Annotated in this window: 13 protein-coding genes; 4 read left to right on the forward strand and 9 right to left on the reverse strand. The window is 45.8% G+C overall.

The features are described from left to right. Window positions 1–7 precede the first annotated feature (7 nt). The 6 genes from clpB to ACFPIB_RS01695 all read right to left on the reverse strand — a co-directional run bounded on the left by clpB (window position 8) and on the right by ACFPIB_RS01695 (window position 6,453). Window positions 8–2,626, reverse strand: coding sequence for an ATP-dependent chaperone ClpB (clpB, locus tag ACFPIB_RS01670; protein WP_378015679.1), 2,619 nt, complete (start codon window positions 2,624–2,626; stop codon window positions 8–10). A 151-nt stretch (window positions 2,627–2,777) separates the two neighbouring features. Continuing rightward, window positions 2,778–3,353, reverse strand: coding sequence for a hypothetical protein (locus ACFPIB_RS01675; protein WP_378015680.1), 576 nt, complete (start codon window positions 3,351–3,353; stop codon window positions 2,778–2,780). Window positions 3,354–3,488: 135 nt separating this feature from the next. After that, window positions 3,489–4,280, reverse strand: a complete 792-nt coding sequence (locus ACFPIB_RS01680; protein WP_378015681.1) for an SDR family NAD(P)-dependent oxidoreductase — start codon at window positions 4,278–4,280, stop codon at window positions 3,489–3,491. Between the two features lie 69 nt (window positions 4,281–4,349). Then, entirely contained in the window at window positions 4,350–4,841 is a 492-nt protein-coding gene (locus ACFPIB_RS01685; RefSeq protein WP_378015682.1) for a hypothetical protein, read from the reverse strand. 74 nt (window positions 4,842–4,915) lie between these two features. Continuing rightward, complete coding sequence (gene nfi / locus ACFPIB_RS01690) at window positions 4,916–5,599, reverse strand: deoxyribonuclease V (protein ID WP_378015683.1); 684 nt, start codon at window positions 5,597–5,599, stop codon at window positions 4,916–4,918. A 182-nt stretch (window positions 5,600–5,781) separates the two neighbouring features. Beyond that, the gene (locus ACFPIB_RS01695) at window positions 5,782–6,453 is read right to left on the reverse strand and encodes a hypothetical protein (RefSeq protein ID WP_378015684.1); all 672 of its coding nucleotides are present in this window, start codon (window positions 6,451–6,453) and stop codon (window positions 5,782–5,784) included. A gap of 219 nt (window positions 6,454–6,672) precedes the next feature. On the opposite strand from ACFPIB_RS01695, the gene hemN reads away from it, so the two are divergent. Further along, a complete protein-coding gene (gene hemN, locus ACFPIB_RS01700; protein ID WP_378015685.1) occupies window positions 6,673–8,052 on the forward strand; it encodes an oxygen-independent coproporphyrinogen III oxidase in 1,380 nt (459 codons plus the stop codon). A 146-nt stretch (window positions 8,053–8,198) separates the two neighbouring features. Here the strand turns inward: hemN and ACFPIB_RS01705 are convergent, their stop codons facing one another. Continuing rightward, window positions 8,199–8,732, reverse strand: a complete 534-nt coding sequence (locus ACFPIB_RS01705; RefSeq protein WP_378015686.1) for a CopD family protein — start codon at window positions 8,730–8,732, stop codon at window positions 8,199–8,201. A 172-nt stretch (window positions 8,733–8,904) separates the two neighbouring features. On the opposite strand from ACFPIB_RS01705, the gene ACFPIB_RS01710 reads away from it, so the two are divergent. From ACFPIB_RS01710 to ACFPIB_RS01720, 3 genes are all read left to right on the forward strand, one after another. Then, on the forward strand, window positions 8,905–9,546 hold the full coding sequence (locus ACFPIB_RS01710) for a dienelactone hydrolase family protein (protein WP_378015687.1): 642 nt from the start codon (window positions 8,905–8,907) through the stop codon (window positions 9,544–9,546). Window positions 9,547–9,584: 38 nt separating this feature from the next. Continuing rightward, window positions 9,585–10,205, forward strand: coding sequence for a phosphoribosyltransferase (locus tag ACFPIB_RS01715; protein ID WP_378015688.1), 621 nt, complete (start codon window positions 9,585–9,587; stop codon window positions 10,203–10,205). Between the two features lie 758 nt (window positions 10,206–10,963). Next, a complete protein-coding gene (locus ACFPIB_RS01720) occupies window positions 10,964–13,174 on the forward strand; it encodes an NADP-dependent isocitrate dehydrogenase (protein WP_378015689.1) in 2,211 nt (736 codons plus the stop codon). A 118-nt stretch (window positions 13,175–13,292) separates the two neighbouring features. On the opposite strand, the gene ACFPIB_RS01725 is transcribed toward ACFPIB_RS01720, so the two are convergent. Both ACFPIB_RS01725 and ACFPIB_RS01730 read right to left on the reverse strand, forming a co-directional pair. Beyond that, a complete protein-coding gene (locus tag ACFPIB_RS01725) occupies window positions 13,293–13,592 on the reverse strand; it encodes a hypothetical protein (RefSeq protein WP_378015690.1) in 300 nt (99 codons plus the stop codon). 443 nt (window positions 13,593–14,035) lie between these two features. Then, window positions 14,036–16,993 carry a M16 family metallopeptidase gene (locus ACFPIB_RS01730; protein ID WP_378015691.1) on the reverse strand — a complete coding sequence of 986 codons (2,958 nt, stop codon included), beginning with the start codon at window positions 16,991–16,993 and terminating at the stop codon, window positions 14,036–14,038. Between the last annotated feature and the right edge of the window lie 476 nt (window positions 16,994–17,469).

A 17,469-nucleotide genomic window follows, 5' to 3' on the forward strand; every position in this document is an offset into this window, starting at 1 on the left:
ACCGTTTTTATTCCGGTCTCGGAAAGGCAACATCCAGGTTTTTGAATGCGATTTTATCATCTTCCATCACGGCTTCTACCACCGAATCTTTGCTGATCTTGCCGGCCAGGATCTCCTTACTCAGTTCGTTCAGCACCATGCGCTGCAGTACGCGTTTCAGCGGACGGGCGCCGAAAGTAGGATCGTAGCCTTCGCGGCCCAAAAAGTCGAGCACTTCGTTTGTAGCTTCCAGGTGAATGCCGTTCTCTTCCAGGCGGTCCTGAATTTGTTTGAACTGAATGGTAACGATCTTGCGCAGCTCTTTCTGGCTCAGCGGACGGAACATGATCAGCTCATCAATACGGTTCAGGAATTCCGGACGAACGGTTTTCTTTAGTTGCTCAAAAACTTCTTCTTTGGTCCGCTCGATCACTTCTTCTTTATTGCCTTCGTTCATCAAGCTGAAATTCTCCTGAATGATGTGCGCGCCAATATTCGAGGTCATAATAATGATGGTGTTCTTGAAGTTCGCGATGCGGCCTTTATTGTCGGTTAATCTACCATCATCTAAAACCTGCAGCAGAATGTTGAACACATCCGGGTGCGCTTTTTCAATTTCATCGAGCAGAATTACCGAGTACGGTTTCCGGCGCACGGCTTCCGTTAACTGACCACCTTCGTCGTAACCCACGTAGCCCGGAGGTGCACCAATTAAACGGCTTACGGCGTGTCGTTCCTGGTACTCGCTCATGTCTATCCGCACCATGGCGTTATCATCGTTGAACAGATATTCGGCCAATGCCTTGGCTAATTCAGTTTTACCAACCCCGGTCGTTCCCAGGAAAATGAATGAACCAATCGGGCGTTTCGGGTCCTGCAAGCCGGCGCGGCTGCGGCGTACGGCATCGGAAATAGCGGCGATGGCTTCTTCCTGACCGGCCACCCGTTTGCCCAGTTCAGCTTCCAGGTGCAGCAGTTTTTCGCGGTCACTCTGTAGCATTTTGCTTACCGGAATTCCCGTCCATTTGGCTACCACGCTCGCAATGTCTTCGGAAGTTACTTCTTCTTTCAGCATCGGGTTGGCGTCCTGGTTTTCTTCTACGGCTTTCTGCAGTTCGGCCAGGTGTTTTTCGGCTTCCTGAATTTTACCGTAACGCAACTCGGCTACGCGGCCGTAATCGCCGGCGCGTTCGGCTTGTTCGGCTTCCAGTTTGTATTGCTCAATGTTTTCTTTTTCCTTCTGAATTTCGCCGATAACGCCTTTTTCGTTTTCCCATTTGGCTTTCAGGTCGTCGCGTTTGGCGCTCAGGTCGGCAATTTCGCGGCTCAGATTCGCTTCCTTGTCCTTGTCGTTTTCCCTTCTAATGGCTTCGCGTTCGATTTCCAGCTGCATGATGCGGCGGTTCAGTTCGTCGAGTTCCACGGGCAACGAATCGATCTCGATGCGTAGTTTCGCGGCCGCTTCATCCATTAAGTCGATGGCTTTATCCGGTAAAAATCTATCGGAAATGTAGCGGCTCGAAAGTTCTACGGCGGCAATAATGGCATCATCTTTAATGCGCACGCCGTGGTGCAGTTCGTACTTATCTTTGATACCGCGAAGGATCGAAATCGCGTCCGGAATGTTTGGTTCATCGACCATTACCGACTGGAAACGGCGTTCTAAAGCCTTGTCTTTCTCGATGTATTTCTGATATTCTTTCAGAGTGGTGGCGCCAATAGCATGCAGTTCGCCGCGCGCCAAGGCCGGCTTTAGTAAATTCGCTGCGTCCATGGCGCTTTCGCCACCAGCACCGGCGCCGATCAGGGTGTGAATTTCATCGATGAAAAGCACGATCTCGCCTTCTGAATCTACCACTTCCTTTATAACCGCTTTCAGTCTTTCTTCAAATTCACCTTTGTATTTCGCGCCGGCCACGAGCAAGCCCATATCCAGGGAGAAAATGGTCTTCGATTTCAGGTTTTCGGGCACGTCGCCGGAAACAATGCGTTGCGCTAAACCTTCTACAATAGCGGTTTTACCAACGCCGGGTTCACCTAAAAGTACCGGGTTGTTTTTACTCCGACGGCTCAGGATTTGCAAAACTCTGCGAATTTCTTCGTCGCGGCCAATTACCGGATCTATTTTACCGGCCTGGGCCATTTCGTTCAGGTTTTTGGAATAGCGTTTCAGGGAATTGTATTTGGCTTCGGCGTTCTGGTCGGTAACTTTTTCGCCGCCGCGTAATTCCTTGATAGCTGCCTTCAAATGCTTCTCGGTAAAGCCGGTATCTTTCATGAGCGTGGCCACGTTGTCGGAGCCTGCCATGATGGCCAGCAGCATGTGCTCGATGGTTACAAATTCGTCGTTGAATTCCTTCAGGTAATTGGTGGCTTTTTGTAAAGCTGCTGCGGCCGCATTGCTTAAATACGGACTTCCGCCGCTTACTTTGGGGTAAGCCGCCACGATCTGGTCGAGTTTGGTATTGAGGATATTTTGGTTTACGCCCAGTTTTTTGATCAGGAAGGACGTAACGTTTTCGTCGGTTTGCAGGATGCCTTTTAACAGGTGGCCGGTTTCTACTGCCTGCTGCTGGTTGCCGCCGGCAATCTCAGTTGCCTTTTGAATAGCTTCCTGAGATTTAATGGTATAATTATTAAAGTTCATAGTTTTTATCCGATTTATGATACCGTTTCTGAGCGTTTAGCAAACTACTTTCCAAAGGCAAAATTTGTTTAAATCCGGAAAAAATGACAGCTTTTGTTGTGGTTGGAATATGAATTTCAGACTTTATGACCAGTAAATGGTTGCAAAGGACTTACAATTCGCCAGAATTTGGAAGGGTTGGCTGTCCCAGTTTCTCCAGGATCTGCAGCATTACATGATAAACTTCGCGCAAGTGTTCCGGGCTGATCAAGGCAAGGTCGAGGTTGAAAGTAAGTAAGTTCCGGGCGTTTGGTTTGTCGTGTTCGTGGCTGAGTTTTAGTTCGCAATCCGGGTATTTGAGGAGCGTTTGCCGGATGGTTTCGTCTGCGAAAATGCGCTTTAATTTTTCCGGATTGCTGGCTTTAATGATGAATGTTTTGTCGAATTCCGGATAACCCAATTCCACGTCTTCCAGGCCCAGAATTTTGCCAACTTCGTTTAGCCAGTTTTGCGGATACAAGTGAAATTTCAGCTCCGAATTATTTACCGGCGCCATAAACGTAGTAGTTTCAAAACCGCCTTCAAAGCCGCCGCCCAGGTCAATGTCAATATCGAAATAAACCTGATGATCTTGCTGGTTGATCTGGGCGCTGTATTCCAGAATTTCGTTTTGTTGGTGCATGTCGGCAGCAATTTGCTGCCAGATCTCATTTTCGCTTTCGCCGCTGAATTGCCGGAGATTTTCCATAGTAATTTTGGGTTGGTAAAGAATAGCGTTTTGCGAAACTACGCAGGGCTTGGTAAAAAGATTGAAAACGGTAGGGAAAGGCATAAAAAAAGTCTGGCCAAAACCAGACTTTTCGGGAGTAAAACTATAGCGTTTTTATTTATCAACCGGTTCCATTTGCTTACGCATGAGGCTGGCGAGCATGGAATCGGGCATCATGTTGCCTTGTGCTACGTGCATTTTGGCTTTAGTGGTTGGCAGAATGCGTTTTTCGCCTTTTATCAGGCCTTCGTAGGCGGCTTTGGCTACATCTACCGGCGAATCGAGGTCGGAGTGGGCAACTTTGGTGTTTTCGGCGCCGGCTACTTTAAAGAAGTTGGTATCGGTAGCGGCCGGGCAGAGAATGGTTAAGCTCACGCCTGAATCCTGAATTTCATTCTGCAACGCTTCGGAAAAAGAAAGTACGAAAGCCTTGCTAGCGGCATAAACCGAAAGAAGTGGAATGGGCATAAAAGCGGCTTCGGAAGCTACGTTCAGGATCTTTCCGGAACGGCGGTTGAGCATAAATGGCAGGTATAATTTGGTTAAATGCGTAAGCGAAGCAATGTTCAGCTGTATCAGTTCGAGTTCTTTTCGCAGGTCGGTTTGGGCGAAAAAACCATGTTCGCCGAAGCCGGCATTATTTACCAGAATGTCTATTTCAAGGTCCTTTTTTTGCGTTTCGGCAAAAAGCTGATCCGGGCTGCCCGGCTGGCTCAGATCGCAGGGAATGGTCATGATATCGGCCTGCGGAAATTCGTTGCGGATCTGTTGGGCGGCGCCTTCGAGTTTTCCGGCATAATGCGCTACCATAATAATTTTGTAATTATCGCGGGCAAACAAGCGGGTCAATTCGTAACCAATGCCGCTGGAAGCGCCGGTTATTAAAACGGTTTGGGTTGAAGTCATAAGCATGGTTATTTAAATGTAAGACGTTTGCTTTTTACTGCCTGGCAGGCTAAAGGTTTTGTTTGCAGATCAACGCCCGCTCATAAACACGCCAAAAACGAGCATCATCAGGAAAATAGCGACGTAAAAAACCAGGAAAACTGCGGTGAGAATTCCAAAGAACTTAAGGAAAGATTTCAGGCGGCCGAAAGCAGCGGTAAAATCGAATTGTACGTTATTGCGCAGCGCATTTTGGGTTTTGGTGCCGAACTGATAAAGGTAAAGCGAGGGGAAAAAATAAAGCAAGGCAATCAGTAAAATGTAAGCGCCCATAGCGATGGAAAAAGCGCCGGAAGCAAACGGATTTTCGCCGTTTTCAGGCATCTGGTTACGGCCCATAAAGTTCATGAACGTACCAATGAAAAAGGCGCCAACTACCATGAAACCTATCAATACAAAACCCACAATGCCCAGGAATTTTGCCCATTTTGCAGATTCGGAAAGGTAGTTTTTGATCTGGGCGTTTACCTGGAGGGTTTCTTCATGCAGCGGGTTTTCAGAAGCCATTTCGTAGTTTTCCATCGTCGTTCAGGTATAAGTTCAGAATTTGAAAACATTGACATTTATTCAAAAAACAAGGTTGGGGAATTAGTTTTTCAGGCGCTGCGCACTTCGCTTTTAAATACTTCGGCGTAATGATCGGCTAAGCGGGTTGGCTCCGGAAGTTTGTGTTTAATAGCAGTTTTTAAGGCAATTTCGGTAGCGTTTTCCAGGTCCATTAAATGTCCGGGCGATACAAAAACCGGCTTCACTTTTTCTTTGGTGCGCAATACGTTGCCTATAATTTCTTTCTGGTGAATGATAGGAGTGGTGGCGCCTTTTTCCGGACCGGGTTCTTCGTATTTTCCGGCAAGAATTTTCTTGGCCACGCCCAAAGTCGGTTTGTTCAACAAAACTCCAAGCTGGCTGGCAATTCCTAACCGGCGCGGGTGGGCAATGCCGTGGCCGTCAACCATAATTAAGTCGGGTTTGGTTTGTAGTTTTTCGTAGGCTTTCAGCAAGTTCGGGCTTTCGCGAAAGGCTAAAAATCCGGGAATGTAAGGCAATTCCACTTCGCCGTAATGGTAAACTTTTTCCAGTATTTCCAGCTCCGGCCAGCTCAGTAAAACAAACACCGACAGGATATTTTCACCAATAAAAGAAGAGTCGCAGCCGGCAATGGTTTTCAGCTCGAAATCCGGTTTCCGGATGATCACTCTTTGCCGCATTTCATTTTGCTGCGCCGTAAGTTGTTTCACCAATCCGGGGTCGGGCGGCGGATATTGCTGGTACCAGGCCATTTTTTAATGTGCTAATAATTTAATGTGTTAATGAATGTGAGCTTGTCTGATTCTGAATTTGGGAATACGGAATTCTGAGTTTTTTACCTGAAAAGCCTACCATTTTACTTGAAAAGTATTTGCAAATGCGTAGTCTGGAATTTTTCTATTCTGAAATCTCCTCCCTGATTCAATCATTCCAATTACGCGCTGCACGGAATTCGCAGGTCTATGAAAAGGACCTTCCATTTACCGTTTATCTGGCCGAAGTGGAACTGGTAGGAGGTGGAGGTTTGCACTACGGTTTTTTGCACGAGCGGCAGCGTTTTTTCAATGTTTTGCAATTCGTTTTCGGGCAGGCTGGCGTATTTGTGTATTTCCGTTTTGCGGAAAGCTTCGGCATCGGCGGCAAAACAACCTTCTTTGGTATAGCCGGAGTTGCCGCCGGTCTGGCCTTCGCAGTTAAAACCGGGCAGGGCTTCTTCTTTTAATTTGCAGCTTTGCAGGCCATCTTTTATGGTAAAAAACGAACGGCCCTGAAATTCGCGTTTAAATTTCCGAATATCTTTTACGAGGGTCATTTTAGGCATGGCACCCGGGTTTTCAATAATATAAACGCCGCGTTCCGAATCTATAAAATGGTTGAACGCATCGGCATCTTCGTTAAAAACCGCCGACTGGAACTGGATGAAAAACGCTACGAATTCGGTTTGCAGTTTAACTTTTACGGTGTCGCGGCCATCAATTTCGCCCTGCACTACCGGCGTTTCAACGGCCACGGTTTCCTCATCTTTCGAGCGGTTTTCGATCTGGTCGGAGCCTTCGCAGGCAAAAAGCAGTGCGGGAAGCAGAAAAAGTAAATATCTGATCTTCATAGCGAAAGGGTTTGCAAGTTTGGTACGGTTAAAATTGCAAAGTAGTTGAAAGAAATTGCCGGCTCCGACTTTTTCGACCCCAAACCCTACCGTTTTTTTACTGCAGAATTCTTTGGAAGCCATATGAAAAGTGACAAAGATCATGGTTTCAGCTGACGGGCATTTTAAGAATGTAAAACCGCTTTCAGGACCTTTGTATTGTACATTTTCCGCACAAAGATGAACACTTTAAAACAACTGATCGAGAAATATAACCAGCCCGTTCCGCGCTATACCAGTTACCCAACCGTACCGTTCTGGGATTCGGCTTTGCCCGATAAAAACCGCTGGCAGGCCATTGTAAAAGACACGTTTCAGGCTACCAATTCTAAAGAAGGCATTAGTTTATACCTGCATTTGCCGTTCTGCGAAAGCCTTTGTACGTACTGCGGCTGCAATAAACGCATAACGAAAAACCACGGCGTAGAACCGGTTTACCTGCAGGCAATCCTGAAAGAATGGAGCATGTACCGCGAAATTCTGGAAGAAAAACCGGTGATCCGGGAAATTCATTTAGGAGGAGGAACGCCAACTTTTTTCAGCCCCGAAAACCTGACTACGTTGCTCACTAAATTGCTGGAAGGGTGTGATATTCACCCAAACCACGAATTTAGTTTTGAAGGTCACCCGAATAATACCACCCGCGAACATTTGCAGGCTTTGTACGACTTGGGTTTCCGAAGGGTAAGTTACGGCGTGCAGGATCTGAGTTTGAAAGTTCAGCAGGCCATTAACCGCATACAGCCTTTCGAGAACGTGAAAAACGGTACCGAAATGGCGCGTGAAATTGGTTATACTTCTGTGAACTTCGATCTGATCTACGGCCTGCCATTCCAGACTTTGGAAAGCATAAAAGATACGTTTGAGCAGGTTATTACGCTTTCGCCGGACCGGATTGCGTTTTATAGTTACGCGCACGTGCCCTGGAAAGAAAAATCGCAACGGGCTTATTCGGAAGAAGACCTGCCGCAGGACGAAGAGAAATTTGCGCTTTACGAACTGGGCCGCGAAATGCTTTTAGAAGCCGGTTACCACGATGTGGGAATGGATCATTTTGCGAAAGCGGAGGATGACCTTTACGTGGCCAAACTTGAAAACCGCCTGCACCGAAATTTTATGGGTTATACCACCAACAATACCAAATTGCTGATCGGGTTGGGCGTTTCTGCGATCAGTGATGCGTTCTACGGCTACATGCAAAATGTAAAAACGGTAGAAGAATATTACGCGCTTTTGAAAATGGAGGAATTACCGATTGTGAAAGGTTATTTCTGCACCGACGAAGACGTGGAAATGCGCAGCCACATTCTGAATATTGCCTGCACCGGCCGTACAAAATGGATTTCTGAGCCGGAATGTGCGCAATTAAACCCGGAAATTCTGCTGCATTTGCTGGATCTGAACGCCGACGATTTGATCGAATTAGGAAACAACGGTTTACAGGTTACCCCACTCGGAAATCGTTTTATCCGCAACATCTGCAACGCTTTCGACCTGAAAATGCGGGCTGCAAACACCCAGACTGGCGCGGCGGAAAAAATGTTCAGCAAAGCAGTTTAAGGTTGAATTGCTAAATAGTTTAATGGTTAAAGTGTTGATTGTGAAATCTGAAGTGTAGGGTTTAAACCCTACGCGAAAACAAAAACGCTATACTTTTCACGTGAAAAAGTATAGCGTTTTTGCATTTAAGTAAAGCCGGAATCCTTTCAGGAAGTTCTGATTTTTTTATAGATCCGGATGGCCAGCATCAATATTACGCCAAATAATACCAGCCCGATTACGCCCCAGATAAAATTCAGGCTGTTCTTCAGAACCACCAGAAATACAATGGCAAACAAGAACAGCGTGGCTACTTCGTTCCAGATGCGGAGTTGCGTGGACGTTTGTTGTACCAGGCCATTTTGCTGCTGTTTAAAAATACGCTGGCAGCTGAAATGGTACAGAAACAAACCAGCTACAAACGCAATTTTCAGCCAAAGCCAACCCGGAATATGCTGAAAACCGGTATATAAATAAAGCATCCAGACGCCGAAAATAAGCGTGAGAATTGCCGAAGGCCAGGTAATACCGTACCACAATCGCTTTTGCATGAGTTTATACTGCGTTTGTAAAATGGTTTTTTCGGGCTCGGGTTTTTCGGCGGCTTCGGCAAAATAAATGAACAGGCGCACAATGTAGAACAGGCCGGCAAACCAGGTAACTACAAAAATGATGTGCAAAGCTTTTACGTAGAGGTACACTGCTTTTTATTAGAAATTAGAAATTCAAAATTAGAAATTACTAACGGAATTCAGACAGAAATATATTGCGGCAAAACAGTAGGGTTTTCCACCAAAAAACTGGCGGTTTCATTCAAACCAAATCCAGTTTGGGCTGTTTCTTTTAAAGTTGGTTTTTCAGGATCTGTAATTTATGACTTCAGAAATTTTTAATGCAACTATACCCATAACCGTTGGTGAAGTTACGCTTCCCGGCGATCTGATCATTCCGGAAAACGCTAAAGGGCTGGTCATTTTTTCGCATGGCAGCGGCAGCAGCCGGTTGAGCAGCCGGAATCGTTACGTGGCCAAAGTAATGCAGGACAAAGGCATTGCCACGCTTTTATTCGATCTGCTCACGCCCGAAGAAGATCAGGATTACCAGAAACGTTTCGAAATTCCGTTGCTTACCGAAAGACTGATCGCAGTGGCAGATTGGGCTTCGCAAAATGAACATACCCGTAATTTTTCTATCGGATTTTTCGGATCAAGTACCGGCGCAGCTTCGGCTTTGGGCGCTGCGGCAGCTTTGGGCGATAAATCAAAAGCTGTGGTGAGTCGTGGCGGCCGGCCGGATATGGCCATTCCTGTGCTGGCAAAAGTTACGGCGCCCATACTTTTGCTGGTTGGCGGCAACGATTATCAGGTAATAGAACTGAACCAGCAGGCTTACGACCACATGACCGGCATAAAAGAAATGAAACTGATACCGGGCGCCACGCATTTATTCGAAGAGCCGGGAACGTTGGAACAAGTTTCGGAACTGGCCGCTAACTGGTTTGAAAAATACCTTTAATACGGAAACTGTTTCTTGAAATTAAACCCCGAAAACCCATGATCAAAAACCGACAGGATGCCGCCAAAAGATTAACCGAAAGATTGCTGCAATATAAAGGCGAAGACGGTATTGTACTGGCCATTCCGCGCGGCGGGGTTCCTATTGGTGCTTACATTGCCAAAGAACTTGATCTGCCGGTGGAAGTGATTTTGTCGAAAAAGATCGGTCATCCGCATAATCCCGAATATGCCATTGGCGCGGTAAGCATGGATAGCATAGAGGTTAATGAAAGGCTGGATATTTCCCCGCAATATATAGAACAGGAAACGAGGAAAAATCAGGAAGAACTGAAACGCCGGTACCAGCTTTTCATGGGCAACCACAAACCAACAGAACTGCATAATAAACTCGTAATTCTGGTAGACGACGGGATTGCCACCGGCCACACACTCATGGCAACAGTGCTGATGATAAAAAAGCAGAACCCGAAGAAATTAATAGTTGCCGTACCAGTCGCTCCGCCATCGGCTATCGATGCATTCGAACCGCTGGTAGACGAATTGATCTGCTTAATGGCACCGCCAGGTTTCTATGCCGTAGGTCAGTTCTACGAAGATTTTCAGCAGGTAAGCGATGAGAAAGTTATTGCTGCGCTACAAGGAAATATTATCTGGTAAGTTTATCGCCTCCCAACCCTAACCCTAAAAAAGGATCAGGATTTACAGGACAATTGTTTGAACTTGGAATTATTAGAATCACAATTCCCTAATGGTAATTCTTAATTATTATTTCTCAATATCGCCAGCGCAGCGTCGCGCGTAAACCACATTAGCTAGAAAGCTAAACTTAAAAAAAGCTGACTACGAAGGTGAATGATGCCAGTTTCTGTGAGAGCGGCCTCCAAGCTTACCGGTGCCGTCAGGAAATCCGCAATGCGGCTAGGTAAGATTGCAGCCGCGAACGCAGAAACGAAGCCCGCCCGGCTTGAGGGAGAAAATTGCCGATGAAAGGTAAAAGCCAGATGTCTAGCAGAAAAGGTGCTTCAAACACGCTATCCTTTGTAGTTTAAAAACTGCTGCCCACCAACAAGATCCTTCAGAGCTACGCTCGCAATCTTCGCGCTCCCGCACTCAATTATGCTCAGGATGACAGGGAAAAAACGGTATCCTTTCTGGCCTGAAAACTCAATAGCAAACTTCGCTACCAACCCGATGAGATCTCTCCTAACGTCGAGATGACTGTAAAAAGCACTATAGCATTCAACCCTAAAAACACCTGTCTACAATTTAAAACCCTTCCCATTTAGCCATTTCCAAAAACTCCTTTATATTTGCCAACCGTTCTTGCTGCAATCTGCCCGAACGATTTTAACCATTTTTTCAGGAGTCAAAACGCTAGGTTTTTGTAGCGAAAAACTCATAATTAAAATTAAACTATGTCGAAAATTATCTATACCATTACCGACGAAGCGCCGGCATTGGCCACGTATTCATTCTTACCAATCGTTAAAAAATTTACCTCAGCCGCCGGCATCGAAGTTGAAACCCGCGATATTTCCTTGGCAGGCCGTATTCTGGCAACGTTTCCGGAAAATCTGAAGGAAGACCAGAAAGTAAACGACGACCTTTCTTACTTAGGCGAACTGGCCAAAACGCCGGAAGCCAACATCATCAAACTGCCGAATATTTCCGCTTCGGTTCCGCAGTTAGTTGCTGCTATCAAGGAACTACAAAGCCAGGGCTACAACATTCCGGATTACCCGGCCAACCCGCAAAACGATACCGAAAAGGAAGTAAAAACCCTTTACGGCAAAGTGTTGGGCAGTTCGGTAAACCCGGTTTTGCGCGAAGGTAACTCCGACCGTCGCGTGGCCGATGCAGTGAAACAGTACGCCAAAGCGCACCCGCACAGCATGGGTAAATGGTCTTCCGATTCTAAAAGCCACGTTTCGCATATGCAGGACGGCGATTTCTACGGTTCTGAAAAATCGGTTACTGTTGAAAATGCTACGGAAGTGAAAATTGAATTCGTGAGCAACTCGGGCAACACTTCTACTTTAAAAGAAGGCCTGAAACTGAAAGCCGGCGAAGTGATCGATGCGTCGCGCATGAGCGCCAAAGCGCTGCGCGAATTCTACGCCCGCGAAATTGAAGATGCCAAAGCCAAAGGTGTGTTGCTTTCTTTGCACCTGAAAGCCACCATGATGAAGGTTTCTGACCCCATTATGTTCGGCCACGCCGTTACCGTTTTCTTCAAACCGGTTTTCGAAAAACACGCAGCAACTTTCAAGGAAATTGGTTTCGATCCGAACAACGGTTTAGGCGATCTTTACAACAAACTGCCAAATCTTTCCGAAGAAAAACGCGCCGAAATAGAAGCCGATATCAAAGCGGTTTATGACAATGCGCCGGCTTTAGCCATGGTAGATTCTGATAAAGGCATCACCAACCTGCACTTCCCGAACGACGTGATCATCGATGCTTCCATGCCGGCCGCAATCCGTACTTCCGGCCAGATGTGGGGCGCCGACGGCAAATCGCACGATACCAAATTCATGATCCCGGACCGCAATTACGCCACCATTTACCAAGAAGTAATTGATTTCTGCAAAAAGAACGGCGCTTTCGATCCGAAAACCATGGGTACCGTACCGAACATCGGATTAATGGCGCAGAAAGCCGAAGAATACGGTTCGCATGATAAAACTTTCCAGATCTCCGAAGCCGGTAAAGTACGCGTTTCTGATGCGAACGGCAATGTTTTAATGGAGCACGACGTGGAAGAAGGCGATATCTGGAGAATGTGCCAGACCAAAGATCTGCCGATCCAGGACTGGGTGAAACTGGCTGTAACCCGTGCGAGAATTACCAATACGCCGGCCATTTTCTGGTTAGATAAAAACCGCGCCCACGATGCCAACCTGATCACGAAAGTTGAGAAATACCTGAAAGATCACGATACCAACGGCCTGGAAATTAAGATCATGAGCCCGGTGGAAGCCATGCGCTACACTTGCGAACGTGCTAAAAATGGTCAGGATACAATTTCCGTAACCGGTAACGTACTCCGCGATTACTTAACCGATTTATTCCCGATCTTAGAACTTGGTACTTCGGCTAAAATGCTTTCCATCGTTCCGCTTTTAGATGGTGGCGGCTTGTTCGAAACCGGTGCCGGTGGATCGGCGCCGAAACACGTTCAGCAGTTCCAGGAAGAAAATTACCTGCGTTGGGATTCTCTGGGTGAGTTCTTAGCCTTAGCGGTTTCCTTAGAAGATCTGGCGTACAAAACCAAAAACGAAAAAGCTGAAGTATTAGCCGAAGCCCTGAATAAAGCCAACGCCGAATTCCTGGAAAAAGATAAGTCGCCGGCGCGTAAAGTTGGTGGCATCGATAACCGTGGTTCGCATTTCTATTTAGCTATGTATTGGGCCCACGCCTTAGCCGAGCAAACCAAAAATGCCGAACTGAAAGCTGCTTTCGAACCGCTGGCCAAAGCCATGGCCGAAAACGAAAATAAGATTGTGCAGGAACAAATAGGTGCACAAGGCAAAGCAATTGATATGGGCGGTTACTTCCACCCGGATGCAGCTAAAGTTGAAAAAGCCATGCGTCCATCAGAAACCCTGAATGCGCTGATCGGTTAATTTCCGGATTTAGATTTTATTGAAAAAGGCTGTCTGGTTTGTTTCGGGCAGCCTTTTTTTGTGTGTTGCGTGGGTAGAGAGGCGATGCATCGCCTCTCTACCCACGCAACACGTTTTTTTACATTAAACCATAAATATTCAATGCAATCAGAAAGCAGTTTGCCAGAATTATAGCATAAACAAGTACCCTTAAAAGAAGATTGTCAATAGTCAGACTTCCCAATAAAATGGCGCTTGCTACTGATAGAATAATGGATAATAGCGGAACCAGAACAGGGTTATCCGAAAAAATCATAAAGTCTGCAAAATGCGCATTTCTTTCCTGATGATTTGGGTATTTGTTAAAAACGAAGATCCATAAGCAAAAAGCATAAAGCGGAAATAAGAACAACAATATTCCAGCGATCAGTTTTTGCATGTTTGTATGTTTATGCTTCAAATACAGGTGATTATCCATATTTTCCCTGAATTTTTACTTGTTATTTTTCAACTCACATTTTGCCACGATTTTTTCTGTCTAAAAGCCTACCGATTCTTTGCAGTTTTAATACTTTTTAGTTCAATCTGAAGAATGTTTACGCTTGTAAAATTTTCTTAATAATTCTACAATTGCTCCTGCAAAAAATGCTGAAAATATGGCCAGGAGAAGCCCGTTTGCGGTTAACCAATAAAAAACCAATCTGGTCGTAAAGAAGAATACGGCGAGACTAACCAAAATTAAAGTATGCTTTTTTGATTGCGATGCATCCTTAAGGTTATGCTTTAAACCATAAAGTCAACAACAGGTTTCGTACAAATTAAAAAAGGGAAGCTGCAAATGCAACTTCCCTTTTTACTTTTTTAGCGGATTTCGATACCGTTTTAGTAACCAAATACTTCTTTCAGGCTCAGTTGTTCTACTTTGCCGTATTTTGCTAGTTCTTTAAAGTTCAGGCGGTCTTTCGAACCAATTACCAGAATCGCTTTTGGCTGGCCTTTTACGTTTTCAGCCTGGAATTTCTTCACGTCGTCCATGGTCATGGCGTTTACGTCGGTGAAGATCTCGCGGCGGATGTCGTAGTCGATGCCCAGTTTCTTGGCGCGCTCGTAGTTGAACAGAATTCCTGATTTGGTAATGCGTTCGGTGGCAATGTTGTTGCGGATCGAAGCTTTTGCGTTCTGCAGATTCATTTCAGCAACCGGCATTTCAGCTAATAAAGCATCCATACCCGCCATAGCTTCCGGCAGTTTATCGCTCTGCGTACCAATGTAAGACATAATGTAATTGGCACGTTCTTTCTTCGAGGCGTTGTTGTAGCGGGAATTTACCGAGTAAGCCAAGGCTTTGGATTCGCGCAGTTCCTGGAAAACGATAGAGCCCATGTTGCCGCCGAAATACTCGTTGTAAAGCTGCACGGTTGGTACCATTTCCGGGTTGTAGTTCTGGCCTTTGGTCAGGAAAATGATCTCGGCCTGCACCATGTTGTAATCTACCCAGTAAACTTTGTTTTGCTTGATATCCTGCTCTTTGAATACTTTTTCGGCAGGAGCTGGTTTTAAAGTAGCCGGTAAAATGCGGCCTTCGTTCAGGGTTGAAACCAGTTTGCTTTCAGTACGAGGACCGTAGTAAAGCACGCGGTGCTCATACGTCGGAATGCTCTTGATCATGCTAACCAGTTCTTCCGGCTTGATCTTTTTCAGCTCTTTCTCTGGAATAACGTTTGTGAATGGGTTGTTTTTGCCATATTTCGCATAGTTCACCAAACCCTGGCTCAGAATGATCTGCTTGCTCAGTTTAGCATCTGCACGGCTTTTCAGCGTACCATCTACTAAGTCTTTCAGGGCTTTTTTATCTGGTTTGGCATTTTTCAGGAAGTTTTCGAACAGGCTTAAACCGGCGTCGAAGTTTTCGTCCATGCCGCGCAGCGAAACATAAACCTGATCCTGCGAAGAGAACACATCGAAAGAGCAGCCCAGTTTGTAGAATTCCTGCTGCATCTGTTCTGCCGTCAGTTTATCGGTGCCCAGGTATTTCAGATAGTTTACTGCAAGGCCCAGTTTCGGATCGTTGTTGGTGCCCATATCCAGGATATAGTACAGCTCGAACAGCCCGTTTTCTTTATTGCGCGAATAAAGCACCGGAACATTGTTTTTCATGTTCAGCTGCTGAATATCTTTCTTGTAGTCCACAAAAACCGGCTGAATTTCTTTCGAATCAGCAGACATTACGGTTTTGTAGAATTCAGATTCTACGCCGCGGTTGGCAGGAACCGGCGTGATCACTGGTTTGTCAACTTTTTGTGCGTTCGGGTCTTTTCCGTTGCGTTTGTAAACTACTACGTAGTTATTGCCATAATATTTGTTGGCAACATCTACAATATCTTTCTTAGTAAGCTGCGCGAATTTGTTATCCAGGTTCACGTAATCTTTCCAGTCCATGTTGGCCACAAAAGCCGTAACGAAAGCATCGGCGCGGGAAGCATTGCTTTCGTATTCTTTCATACGGGAAATTTTCTCGTTATTAATAATAGCCGGGATCAGCCAGTCAGCAAACTGACCTTTCTTGATCAGGTCGATCTGGCCGAGTAATAATTTCTGTGCATCTTCCAGCTTCTGACCCTGACGAGGCGAAGCGTAGAGCATATGCGAAGAATAATCGTTGTTGATGTCGGCAAAAGAAGCTGCGTTCAGAACGGCCTGTTTCTGGTTCAGATTAATATCAATTAAACCAGCCTGGTCGTTGCTCAGAATACGGTCGATCATACGCAAGGCCAACGCATCTTTTTCTTTTACGCCCGGAAACCGGAAACCCATCATCACCATTTCAGCATCCGGACCCATTACTTCGCGTTTTATCGGCTCTGTAATAGGCTCTTCCATGGCTACCTGAAATGCAGGAACATCCTGCTTTTGCCAGCTGCCGAAATATTTGTCTATGGTGCGAATCGTTTGTTCCGGATCTAAGTCGCCGCTCAAACAAATAGCTACGTTGTTCGGCACGTAATATTTGTTGAAGTAATTTTTGATCTCGGTAATAGAAGGGTTTTTGAGGTGTTCAATAGTACCGATGGTAGTTTGCGTGCCGTACTGATGCTGCTGGTATAAAGCGGCATTCATGGCTTCGTAAACCTTCCGGAAATCGTTATCTAAAGTACGGTTCTTCTCTTCGTAAACGGCCTCCAGCTCGGTGTGGAATAAACGCGGCACAACTTCCCGGAAACGTTCGGCCTGGATCATTGCCCAACGTTCCACTTCATTTGCCGGAATATCGTCTACGTAAACCGTTTGCTCTACCGATGTATAAGCGTTGGTACCTTTTGCACCAAGGCCGCTCATGGCTTTATCGTATTCGTTAGGAATGGCATATTTTGCCGCTACGCCCGAAACGCTGTCGATCTGGTGGTAAATTTTCTTGCGTACAGCCGGATCAGTTTGTTGGCGGTATTTTTCGTAAAGCGCTTCGATCTTATCGAGCTCCACTTTTTCGGTAGCCCAGTTTTGAGTTCCCAATTTAGAAGTGCCTTTGAAAACCATGTGTTCCAGGTAGTGCGCCAATCCGGTTGCGTTGGCCGGGTCGTTTTTGCTACCCGCTTTTACGGCTACATAAGTCTGAATACGCGGCGCATCTTTGTACTGCGTAATGTAAACTTTCAGGCCGTTGTCTAAGGTATAAATACGGGCTTTCAGCGAATCGCCGGGCACACTCTCGAACGTGTAGGTTTTCTCGGCCGGTTGGGTAGTAGTTGTGGCAGAAGTTGCCTTATTTTGGGTTTCGCTGGTTTTGCACTGCGTAAACAGCATGGTACCCAGCACTAAACCCAGATAAATAGGTTTTTTCACGGAAATAGACAGGTTTTTAGAGATGAAGGTTTTTAACAGGTCAAATATAATAGAATATACCGGTTTTTAAAGAGAACACTATAAAATAGCCCGTTTTGGTACATTATGGACGGTTAAGTGATTTTGAGTTTTTCAGTTCAAAAGGATAGCGTTTTTTATATCGTCATTTCGACGATAGGAGAGATCTCATTAAGTTGGTAGTTTCGTAAGCTATTGACTTTTATGGCTTGAAAGGATACCGTTTTTTATAGTCAGCTTACTACCTTTGATCATTTGCTGAATTGCTTTTCACTTACTTCTCTGTTCTTTTTGTCTTGATACAAAAAGAACCAAAAAAATCAAGTCAAAGCGGAACTCGCTGACCGCTCAAACAACTCTTTGACAAAAGGCCACCGTGATACTTCTCTTCTTCGTAGCAAACGAAGCAGTGCCTATATAGTAGGTTGTAGTGGCTTTGCCAGCGGCAAAATTTGCTT

It is taken from the genome of Adhaeribacter terreus (assembly GCF_042657365.1).
Lineage (GTDB): Bacteria > Bacteroidota > Bacteroidia > Cytophagales > Hymenobacteraceae > Adhaeribacter_A > Adhaeribacter_A terreus.

Bases quoted from the DNA above. Each gene is read 5' to 3' on its own strand.
- ACFPIB_RS01680 (WP_378015681.1), bottom strand. From the start codon at position 4,280: ATGACTTCAACCCAAACCGTTTTAATAACCGGCGCTTCCAGCGGCATT.
- nfi (WP_378015683.1), bottom strand. From the start codon at position 5,599: ATGGCCTGGTACCAGCAATATCCGCCGCCCGACCCCGGATTGGTGAAA.
- hemN (WP_378015685.1), top strand. From the start codon at position 6,673: ATGAACACTTTAAAACAACTGATCGAGAAATATAACCAGCCCGTTCCG.
- ACFPIB_RS01695 (WP_378015684.1), bottom strand. From the start codon at position 6,453: ATGAAGATCAGATATTTACTTTTTCTGCTTCCCGCACTGCTTTTTGCC.
- ACFPIB_RS01675 (WP_378015680.1), bottom strand. From the start codon at position 3,353: ATGGAAAATCTCCGGCAATTCAGCGGCGAAAGCGAAAATGAGATCTGG.
- ACFPIB_RS01715 (WP_378015688.1), top strand. From the start codon at position 9,585: ATGATCAAAAACCGACAGGATGCCGCCAAAAGATTAACCGAAAGATTG.
- ACFPIB_RS01725 (WP_378015690.1), bottom strand. From the start codon at position 13,592: ATGCAAAAACTGATCGCTGGAATATTGTTGTTCTTATTTCCGCTTTAT.
- ACFPIB_RS01710 (WP_378015687.1), top strand. From the start codon at position 8,905: ATGACTTCAGAAATTTTTAATGCAACTATACCCATAACCGTTGGTGAA.
- ACFPIB_RS01720 (WP_378015689.1), top strand. From the start codon at position 10,964: ATGTCGAAAATTATCTATACCATTACCGACGAAGCGCCGGCATTGGCC.
- ACFPIB_RS01685 (WP_378015682.1), bottom strand. From the start codon at position 4,841: ATGGAAAACTACGAAATGGCTTCTGAAAACCCGCTGCATGAAGAAACC.
- clpB (WP_378015679.1), bottom strand. From the start codon at position 2,626: ATGAACTTTAATAATTATACCATTAAATCTCAGGAAGCTATTCAAAAG.